9 protein-coding genes and 1 pseudogene are annotated in these 8,434 nt (G+C 72.5%); 2 read left to right on the forward strand and 8 right to left on the reverse strand.

The genetic code is table 11. The features are described 5' to 3' along the window. Positions 1-378: 378 nt before the first annotated feature. The 5 genes from ACFU74_RS27605 to ACFU74_RS27625 form a co-directional block, all read right to left on the reverse strand. Positions 379-639 carry a hypothetical protein gene (locus tag ACFU74_RS27605; protein WP_380761460.1) on the reverse strand — a complete coding sequence of 87 codons (261 nt, stop codon included), beginning with the start codon at positions 637-639 and terminating at the stop codon, positions 379-381. Positions 640-777: 138 nt separating this feature from the next. Then, positions 778-1,011 (reverse strand): hypothetical protein, encoded by a 234-nt coding sequence (locus ACFU74_RS27610; protein WP_380761462.1) that lies wholly within the window; start codon positions 1,009-1,011, stop codon positions 778-780. A 58-nt stretch (positions 1,012-1,069) separates the two neighbouring features. Beyond that, positions 1,070-1,639: a DUF6461 domain-containing protein gene (locus tag ACFU74_RS27615; RefSeq protein ID WP_380761464.1), complete on the reverse strand. Its 570-nt coding sequence runs from the start codon at positions 1,637-1,639 to the stop codon at positions 1,070-1,072. A 77-nt stretch (positions 1,640-1,716) separates the two neighbouring features. Then, on the reverse strand, positions 1,717-1,908 hold the full coding sequence (locus ACFU74_RS27620) for a hypothetical protein (protein WP_380761466.1): 192 nt from the start codon (positions 1,906-1,908) through the stop codon (positions 1,717-1,719). A 35-nt stretch (positions 1,909-1,943) separates the two neighbouring features. Next, the gene (locus tag ACFU74_RS27625) at positions 1,944-2,750 is read right to left on the reverse strand and encodes a hypothetical protein (protein ID WP_380761468.1); all 807 of its coding nucleotides are present in this window, start codon (positions 2,748-2,750) and stop codon (positions 1,944-1,946) included. Between the two features lie 423 nt (positions 2,751-3,173). On the opposite strand from ACFU74_RS27625, the gene ACFU74_RS27630 reads away from it, so the two are divergent. Then, positions 3,174-4,541, forward strand: a complete 1,368-nt coding sequence (locus ACFU74_RS27630; RefSeq protein ID WP_380761470.1) for a hypothetical protein — start codon at positions 3,174-3,176, stop codon at positions 4,539-4,541. Between the two features lie 407 nt (positions 4,542-4,948). Beyond that, entirely contained in the window at positions 4,949-5,212 is a 264-nt protein-coding gene (locus ACFU74_RS27635; protein WP_380761472.1) for a hypothetical protein, read from the forward strand. A 111-nt stretch (positions 5,213-5,323) separates the two neighbouring features. Here the strand turns inward: ACFU74_RS27635 and ACFU74_RS27640 are convergent, their stop codons facing one another. The 3 genes and pseudogenes from ACFU74_RS27640 to ACFU74_RS27650 form a co-directional block, all read right to left on the reverse strand. After that, positions 5,324-5,629: a hypothetical protein gene (locus tag ACFU74_RS27640; protein WP_380761474.1), complete on the reverse strand. Its 306-nt coding sequence runs from the start codon at positions 5,627-5,629 to the stop codon at positions 5,324-5,326. A 741-nt stretch (positions 5,630-6,370) separates the two neighbouring features. Next, positions 6,371-7,099: a hypothetical protein gene (locus tag ACFU74_RS27645; RefSeq protein WP_380761475.1), complete on the reverse strand. Its 729-nt coding sequence runs from the start codon at positions 7,097-7,099 to the stop codon at positions 6,371-6,373. 555 nt (positions 7,100-7,654) lie between these two features. Next, positions 7,655-8,434, reverse strand: a pseudogene (locus tag ACFU74_RS27650) (hypothetical protein); the annotation flags it as partial.

Genomic DNA, 8,434 nt, shown 5'->3' on the forward strand with positions numbered 1-8,434 from the left:
AGGTGACATCCCGGTCGCCGGAAACTGGGACGGTACCGGCCCGGACAACGTCGGCATCTGGCGCCCCTCCACCGGCGAGTTCCACCTGCGCATGGATCACGGCAGCAACGTCAAGGTCTCATGGGGCCAGCCGCAGTACAGCTGACCCGCGGAGCAGAGCCGCAGTTGCCGGACGGCCGACGGCCGCTGGGCGGTAGCCGGAACCCCGGGGACCTGGCGCTGCACCGCCGGCCCCGGCCAGGAGCGCCGTGATCAGCCGCCCGGCCCGTTCAGAGGGAATACGGCCTTCGCATCGGCTGAACTCGACCAAGGAGTCCAGAAGCTGATGCGAAGGCCGGTCCGGCAAGCGCAATGGAGCGGGGCCATGCCTCTGCGGCATCAGTGCCGGAGGACGGCCACGGCTTCCTCGGCGCGGCCGAGGTCGATGAGGTAGCCGGCCAGGGCGTGCCGGTCGGCCGGCGTGTGCTGCTGGAGAAGGGCGACGGCCTCCCCGGTGCGGCCGGCCGAGGCGAGGAGTCCGGCGATGTCCCACGCGGCGTAGGAGGTGTCGCCCTCGGGGTGGGCGCGGGCCTGGTCGAGCGCCTCGTCGGCACCCGGCCGGCGGCGATCAGCGGCAGGCGCAGCCGGAACAGGTCCCACTCCTCCTCACCGTCGCGCCGGGCGGTGAGGGCGTCGAGGTGGGCCAGGCCGTCCGCGGGACGGTCCTGGTCGAAGCACAGGCCGGCCAGGGTGTGGAGGATCCAGTCCTCGCCGGGGCGGGTGTCGGTCAGGTGCGCATCACCTCGATCGCCTCGCCGCCCCGGCCGTGCCGGGCCAGGAGCCGGCAAGCCCGAACGTCGAGTTCGGGTCCTGGAATGCCGGCCCGGCGGCCTGCCGGTGGACCGTCAGCGCTGCCTCGACGTCGCCGCGCGCCGCCTGCAGCTCCGTCGGCCGCCGCGCGGCGTCGATGTGGGGCAGCAGCTGGGTGAACGCCTCCGGCGCGCGGCCGTGCGTTTCGGTGGTGTGATTCACGGCCTGCGCGGCCCCGGGCTCACCGGCTCCAGAATGCCGGTGGGCCCTTGCGCGGAGGTTAGTTCCAGGGTTCGTCGACGGTTCCGGTGGTGAAGGAGGCGCCTTCGAAGAGTTCCGGGGTCAGGTGAACACCGGTGAGGTGTTGGGCGAGGGCCAAGGCCAGTTCGGTCTTGTCGGGGTACGGGGCCGGGTGGAAATCCGGCACGGCCGCGCTGATGGGGCCAGGGGCCATGTCCTCGGCGACCAGGCGGGCGGTTGCGTCGGTGTACCAGCAGAAGCGGGTGCGCGCGTTGATGTTGCGGAAGTGGGAGACGAGGGTGGTGTCCGCCCATGCTGCGATCGACTCCTCGCGGATGCCGAGGTAGCCGTTGGGCTCGACGGCCAGGGTCCAGCCGCCGGCCAGGTCGGCTGCGGCGACGAGCATCCGCTCGCCGTCGGTTTCGGCCTCCAGGTCCCCGGCCGCATCGCAGACGGCGTCGACACCGATGGCCTGGGGGCCGCTCTGCGCGTCTGCCCGGCGCAGCAGTTCGCGGGCCGGTACGCCTTCGACCAGGGTGAGGCAGTAGGCGTCCTGCAGGGACGGGTAGAGGATGCGGAACCAACTGTGGTCCCGCGGGTGGTCGCTCATGTGTGTTCTCTCTCTGGCTGCGGCGCCCCATGCCGGTGCAGGCCCGTCCTATCACCGGCCACCGACAACCCGAACCGCTACACCGGGGACTGGGTCGCGGTGAAGACCCGCTGGGGCCTGTCCGTCGAGCCCGCCGAACTCACCGCCTCGATCAGGCCGCCCTGGGTGAGGTGCTCGCTCGACCCGGTCCGGCAGCACCCGCCACCGGCCGGCCGGACCGGGGCCACCGGCAGCCGGGCGGTGCGGACCGCGCCGGTGGGAACGGGCACGGCCGGTGCGGACGGTGGCGGCGGTGGGTCCGGGCTCAGGAGCCGGTGGCGGGCTCGTCGTTGGTGGGTGCGGTGACGGTCACGGGGTCGCCGAACTCGGTGAAGGTGATCTTGTTGGCGCCGGCCTGGCCCCGAATGGTCATCCGCTGTTCGAAGCGGAGCGTGCGGCCCTGGCTGTCGATCCACTGGTCGCAGTCGAAGGCAGTGATCTTGCCCTTCATCGAGCGGTAGACCTGCGGGTCGATGGCGGCGATCTGCTCCACCTCGATGCGGCCGGACAGGTGGTGGGCGGGGACACCCGCGACGTCCTCCATGCCCTTGCGGGCCGAGGGACCGGTGGCCAGCAGCAGTGCGGCGTACTGCGCGTAGTCCGCCTGGTCCTGGTCGGACCGCGGGGCCTTGAGCCAGCCGCTGCCCGGCTTCGTCAGGTCACGGCTGTAGGAGAAGTCCCCCGCGAGGACGACCTCTGTGTGAACGGCGGTCTCCTCGCCCGGCGCGTCCGCGGAGCGCAGCACCATCCGGCCGGTCATGGGCGCGGTGGTGTTGACCCGGCCCTTCGTCGTGAACGACGGCGTGCCAGCTATCTCGCTGGTCACGGACATGACGGCGGAGTACGGCGCCCGCTTGACAGCCAGGGCCTGCTCGGGGTCGAAGGCGCCCGGCACGGGGCTCGTGGGGTTGGTGCTCGCAGGGGCGCCGACGGGTTCCGCAGTAGTGGAGGCGGTCACCGGGCTCGGGGAAGCGGTGGCCACGGCCGTGCCGGCGCCGTCGTCCTTGCAACCGGTCAGACCGGTGAGAGCGAGTGCCGTCGCTACGGCGGAGAGCACAATGGTGCGGCGCATGGTGACCGAATCCCCCGGGTTTCGAATGGTGCGACGATCTTGCCATATCAACCGGCCGCACCTGCCCGGCTGCCAGGAGAAACCGGCCTGCGGCGTGGGGCGGCTGCTGCCGTGTGGGATGCCGACGGACGCGAGCGGCACCGATTCGGAGGTGGGCGCGGAGGGCGGTGCAGTGTGCCGGCCGGCCCGGCAGCGCTCCGGGCGCCGGCGCGGGCGAGGACTCCGGCGTCCTGGAGCCTGCTGCCGGGCCCAGGTGGCAAGTGGGTGCGCGCGCCCCCGTTCGGGCGCCGCATTTTCGCGTGGTGTCCCGTGTTAGGCCCCGGATCCCTCGGGCAGCCGCCCGGGTGGCGATGCGCATGCGATTAGACACGCATAGTCACCGGCCCCGGGGCTGTCGGCCTGCCGCCGAGCCTGGGAGGCCCCGTGCGGGAGCCGAGCGCGCCGACCACCGTGACCCCCCTCGACCCCGGAAGCGTGGGGAACTTCCCCTACGAGTACGAAAGTCCCAGCAACTACTTCACACTCCACACATGGGAGTACCTCGATCATCTGGTGGCCAACCGTGCCACCGAGCACGTACCCACCGCACCCAGCGAACTCGTGGGTCCGCTGACGAGTTCCTACTACGCGTGGATCGAGGCCCTGGCGTACGAGCTGTCCACCGCTGACGAGAAGGCCCTGGTCGAGGCCCGGCTGTCGGCCCAGGAAGCCGGCATCTCCATGGTCAAGTCCTACGAGGGCGTCTACGGGGAAGTCACCTCGCAGCAGATGGGCAACGCCCAGGTCGACACGAAGGTCGACTACATCGCCGGCTACAAGCTCGTCCAGTGGGCCGGGGAGAAGGGGCTGCGACTGAGCGGGGAGGTCCTGCAGAACCTTCGCGACCACCTGCCGTACGCCCCGCCGTCCGCGGACCAGGTGATCCCGGCGATCGTGGACTACCTGAGGGCTCTGAAGCCGGTCTGGAACCTGATGGAGGCCGGCTGCCGGGCCGACGCCGCCCGGCACGCCATCCTGAAGAACCTCACCGCACCGAGCAGTACCAACGGAGGCCAGCAGGTCGAGGACGACAAGAAGAAGACCGTCTACAAGCCCGCGCTGAAGATCACCACACCCGTCCAGACCATCCGCGACAATCTGGCGTCCGACAACGGGTTCGCGATCAGCAGCACGTTCAAGGACTTCAGCGAACGGCAGGCGGAGTTCTGGGTGAAGGGGGAGGGAGGCGGGACGGTCAACGTCTTCAACGTCCTGTCCATCTCCCCGCAGGGCAAGGCCTCCTACTCCGTCACCTCGCTGAACACCGAGGCGCGCGAATGCACCGTCGACGTGACCTACAAGGGCGTCACCGGTGTCGCGGTGGAACCGGCGCCCTACCGGGCGACCGACGCGACCGGGTGGTTCGCCACCGACCAGATCCATGACGCACTGGTCAACGGCGAGAAGGACACAAGCGGCTGGGTCCTGCGCCCCTACCCCGCCGCCGGCGAGGTGAGCTGGATCAAGTACCTCGTCCTCAGCGCGTTCCCGACCATCAAGATCACCTACAGGGAGGGCAAGCAGCAGGAGGAGGTGAAGGCTTGGAGCGTGGGGACGAAGGTCGACATCAGCCTCTTCGGCATCCCCCTGGGGTCGATCGGATCCGGATACAAGGTCACCGAAAAGACCGGATCCTCCCAGGAGGAAGGCTTCACCATCACCTTCGGGCCCGCGCCCGAGCACATCACGACGATCTACGACCGCCGCGCCTACGTCATCGGCGCCGGAGTCGGCACAATCCCGAGGACCTGACCACACCACCACACGGCCGGGGTGCGGCGCCTGCCACCGGCGCCGCACCCGCCACACTCCCCCAGCACCCCGTTCGACCGAACACCCGCAGCGCGCCCCCGCGCACCACGACCGGGGGCCCACCCGGGCCGGGGGCGGACAGCTAGTCTCCGCCCCCGGCCGCCCCCGCACGGCACCAGAGGCGGCGGAGGCGCCTGCCGACGCCCCCCCAAGGCCCCGAAACGGCGTGAACGGCCTTCGGACGGCCGGTGCAGAAGAGCTGCGCCCCGGCCCCGGCGGGACAAGCGGCGCCCGGAGCCGGGGCCGTTGGACGCGCATGGGCGGGCGGGGCGGGGCGGCGGTGACCGGCAAGGGCCGACCGACCGCCCCAAGGTGTGCCGATCGCCCGGGCGCCCGATCCTTGGGGCATGGCCTCGACCGTGGTCCTGTTCGAGCTGCACGCCGGGCAGCTGCTGACCCCTGACCGGGGCGAGCCTGCGATCGTCGCCGTCCACACCGCCGGCGCGGACCCCGACGTGCCGGAGGACCCGCTGCCGAGCACCTTGTGCGGACGCGACACCGCGGCGATGGATCACACCCACTACCAGCCCGCCCACGGCGAACCGTGGTACCCGCCCGCACTGGCGGACTTCCGGTGCCGGGAGTGCGAGCGTGCGCTGCGGACGTCGTGAGCGCCGTCCGGGACGGCAGTGAGCAGGCGGAGCCGAAGGGCTCCGGTAGGACTCGGTCGGCCCGAGTGCGGGCCGCCCCTTTCGATCGCTGTCCGCTACCCGGCCGGTCGCTCAGCCAAGGTCGGCGGATGCCAGGGCCACCGCGAGCGCCAGGTGCGGGACCGCCTCCAGGCACTGCTCGGCCATCATGCTCGGGTCGGACGCGGTGCCCGCATCGGCCAAGGCCAGCAGAGCGGCACCGACGGCCACATCGACCGCCGCGTCCAGGACCTCGGCCGCCGTGAACTCCCCGCACGCCGCCAGCTCGCGCACCAGGGCGGCGGCCCGCACCGGATCGCCGCGCCACAACTCCGTGACCTCCCCGCCGGCGCCCGCCAGGTCGATGGCCGCGCCCTGCTCCGCGCTCGGCAGCGGCACAGCGGCCCCGCGAGAAGCGGCCCCACGCGCGGCGGCCGGACAGCGACAGCGGGCGACAGGCGGGGCGCAGCGGCCTCGAACGGTGGCCGGACGGCCAAGCGGGAACGGTCCGAGCCCGCCATCGCTCCGGCTGGCCGGCGACTGCCGGCCGCGGCGCAGGGACGGCGGGCACTGCACCGAGCAGGACGTCGGCCGAGCCGACGACGACGGCACCCGGCCGCCGACCAGGACCACCCGGGCGCCCAGGCCGGCGACATCGCACCCGCTCCCGCCGCAGACCCTGCCGGCCACCGCGGTACAGGGGTGTGAACGCCACCGCGGCCCGACCAGCGCAGCCGCACCGAACCACACACCAACAGGGAATCGAGGACCGCACGGCCCAGCACCCGCTCACCCCGCGGCCGGCCCCCACCCCGCGCGGCGCCCGGCTCCAGCCGGCCAGCAGCAGCCGGGACAGCTCGGCGCCGCGGGCGGCCCTGATCTCCTTGAGCCCTTCGGCCTCGTACAGCCGCGCCCACACCAGCAGGGGAAGCTCGAAAGCGGCGCCCGGCCCCACCCACACCACCCGCGCCACCCGAACTGCGCGGAACGGCCTGGAACATCTCGCCGCACTACGGCGGATCCTCGGACCGGACCAGGCAACGGCGTCCGGGCCCGACGACACCACCGCGCCTGCGGCGGGCGGGAGCGGCACCGGCCCGCCGGGGCGCGGTTCGGGGCGGCGCCCCGGTCGCAGCGGCGTCATTCGTGGCGGATCAGCCAGGACAGGAGGACCATGAAGCCCGCCCAGCCGAGTACGGCGAGGGGAAGCACGACGGCCGGGGGCACGTGGAGCTGCAGCGCCATCACGCTGCCGAAGAGCGGGGGGACGGCGAAGAAGACGGCGGAGCCGACCGTGATCCGAAAGAGGCCCATGGTCGGCTTCCCCAGCCCCAGCCGGGTCAGGGCCGGCCTCGTGCCGTGGATGACCAGTGACGATCCCAGGAACCCCAGCACCGTCAGTTCCAGGCACGCCCGCAGCGGCACCTGCGCGGCCCTGGCCCGGTGCCCGGCCGCGGCAACCTCGACCACCCGGCCCCGGAAGACCGTCAGCTCCACCGCGGAACCCAGTGGCATGTCGTCGTAGAACGCCTCGTCGACGTCGTACACGCCGTAGACCGACCCCGTCTCCCCGGCGACCGCCAGCTGGTAGACGGTTCCTTCGCGGCTCCCCTGGGCGGACCGCTGCGCCACCCTGCCGGTCTCGTGCCGCAGACAGTCCGCACCGGATGCCACCGTCGCGCCACACACCGGTGCGTGCCGGTAGGCGGTCACCTCGTCGTACGTGAGGACGAACGAGCGGAAACCGAGGACGACCAGGCCCAGGCCCGCCAGCACGATCACACCGCACACCAACTGGGCGACGACCGCACCCGGGGACCACAGCGAACCACCGGAGGACCGAGCCGTGTCCCTGCGCCGGACGTTCATGGCATCCCACCCCTGTCGGGCACGTCCCAGGCATCCCCCCGATGCCCCGCGAGGATCCTCCCAGGGCGGGACCGCCGCGGCGAGCGGGTCAGGCCGGCCTGTGACGCACTTGTCGCACAGAGCCTCCGCCCTGCCGGCCTTCAACGGTGGTCTGGAGGCGGCCGGGGAAGGTCTTGCCGAGGAACTCCCGGCGGAATCGGCGCGCCTCGAGGAAGCCGAGCGCCAGGCCGCCCACGCGGTGCGGGCGGACAAGCACTGGACCGGTTCTGTCCGGCGAGGACCGGGTCACCGCCCGCAGCCGGCTCAAGCACGTCGGCGAACCTGCGGCCATGTAACGGAGCGGCACTTGGCAGGCCGACGTACGTTCCGTCCCTGCCCGTGCCGCCGTTGCGGGATCCGGGCGAGGGCGGTTGCCCCCGGCCGGCGGGTACGCCAGCGTTCCTTACGTCTTCGGGTGCCTCAGCTCCGTATCCAAGTCCGCGTCGGACAGCGGAAAGGGCTGTGTACGCGTCCCGTGCCGTCGTGGGTGTGCCGTCGCGGCACGGGACGCGCGCCTCACGCGGCGACGGCCAGGTCCGGCAGCAGGTCGGGAAGCCATCCCCGCTGGCGCAGACCCCGGGCCCGGCGGGTGCACCAGGTGGTGCAGTAGCGGCGGGCGCGGCCGACGGATACCAGGGGCGGCACCGTCTGGGCGCAGGCCAGGCAGTGACTGAGCGGGATGGGGGTGGCCAGGCGGTCCAGCAGGCGTTGGACGCGGCGCTGCTCGTCGGGTTCGAGGGGCTCCTGGTCGGCGGGGCAGCCGGTGAGGAGTCCGGCGAAGGTGGCGCGCAGCCGGGTCAGGTCGCGGCAGCGGACGCCGAGGAGGGCGAGGTAGTCCTCGACGGGCCAGGTGGCCAGGGTGGCGGTGCGGGTGAGGTAGAGGCCGACGGTGTCGATGCGGTGGTGGTCGGTGGTGTCGAGGAGGAGGTAGCCGAGGATCTGCCAGGCGGTGGCCTTCTCGAAGCGGTGGGGATGGCGGGTGCTCTTGATCTCGATCAGGGTGCCGTCGGCCAGAGGTCGGCGTCGGCGGTGATGTCGATGCCGGCGAACATCACGCCGCTCGTGCAGGCGGCGAGGTCGGTCGTGGCGCGCAGCGTGTGGAGAGGGCCAGTGGCGGCGTGGGTGAGCTGGGCGGTGACATCGTCGACGAGGTCGCGGTGGGGCAGGTCCAGGAGCCGCTGGAGGGTGAAGGTCTCGGGGATGCCGGGGGCACGGCTGCATCCGGACACAGACGCGGACCCGGGCGCACGACGGTGCCCGGCTCCGCGCCTTCCTCGTCGGTTCCCCGCCTTGGAG

Origin of the sequence: Kitasatospora sp. NPDC057500 (genome assembly GCF_042802195.1) — a bacterium.
Classification (GTDB): Bacteria; Actinomycetota; Actinomycetes; order Streptomycetales; family Streptomycetaceae; genus Kitasatospora.

What these genes read in the sequence shown, in the direction of transcription:
- ACFU74_RS27615 (WP_380761464.1), bottom strand. Translation starts at nt 1,639, where the DNA reads ATGAGCGACCACCCGCGGGACCACAGTTGGTTCCGCATCCTCTACCCG.
- ACFU74_RS27635 (WP_380761472.1), top strand. Translation starts at nt 4,949, where the DNA reads ATGGCCTCGACCGTGGTCCTGTTCGAGCTGCACGCCGGGCAGCTGCTG.
- ACFU74_RS27645 (WP_380761475.1), bottom strand. Translation starts at nt 7,099, where the DNA reads ATGAACGTCCGGCGCAGGGACACGGCTCGGTCCTCCGGTGGTTCGCTG.
- ACFU74_RS27625 (WP_380761468.1), bottom strand. Translation starts at nt 2,750, where the DNA reads ATGCGCCGCACCATTGTGCTCTCCGCCGTAGCGACGGCACTCGCTCTC.